1 pseudogene is annotated in these 651 nt (G+C 64.6%); it reads left to right on the top strand.

Annotated features, from left to right (window positions below):
• Positions 1–542 (top strand): annotated as a pseudogene (locus V8324_RS22225) (transposase); the annotation flags it as partial.
• Positions 543–651: the final 109 nt, after the last annotated feature.

Below are 651 nucleotides of genomic sequence, written 5' to 3'. Positions count from 1 at the left end.
GATGGCGAATGGCAGGCCCGCAAGCACGGGGTGCAAGGCCGACGCCAATGGCGCAAGGTCCATCTGGCCATGGACCCGGCCACATCCGACATCCGCGCCGTGGAATTCACTCCCAGCCGCGAAGGCGACAGTCCAGTACTGCCGGAATTGCTCGGCCAGATCCCGGCAGGCGAGCCGATAGGTACAGTCACCGCCGACGGCGCCTACGACACACGCCGCTGCCACAAGGCCATCATCGAACGCGACGCCGTCCCGATCATCCCGATCCGCAAGAACGGCCGCCCGTGGAAAGAAGACCNTACGACACACGCCGCTGCCACAAGGCCATCATCGAACGCGACGCCGTCCCGATCATCCCGATCCGCAAGAACGGCCGCCCGTGGAAAGAAGACCGTCCAGCTGCGCGGATCAGGAACGAAACCCTGCGCGCCAACTGCCACTACGGCCGGGCTTTCTGGAAGCGATGGACGGGCTATCACGCCCGCAGCCGGATCGAGGCGAAGATGCGCTGCCTCAAGGCCGTCGGTGACCGCATCGCAGCCGTTCGCCATAGTCTCTCGGACCATGTATGGATGGCTCCCGCGGGGCAAGAGCGTCTCGGTCAAAGCTGGCATGATTTCGGTTGCGGCCATGTATACGGCGTCTGGATTG

It is taken from the genome of Roseovarius sp. D22-M7, assembly GCF_037083785.1.
Taxonomy (GTDB): Bacteria; Pseudomonadota; Alphaproteobacteria; order Rhodobacterales; family Rhodobacteraceae; genus Roseovarius.
Note: the sequence above shows the minus strand (reverse complement) of the source record. Positions and strands in the feature narration are given on the sequence as shown.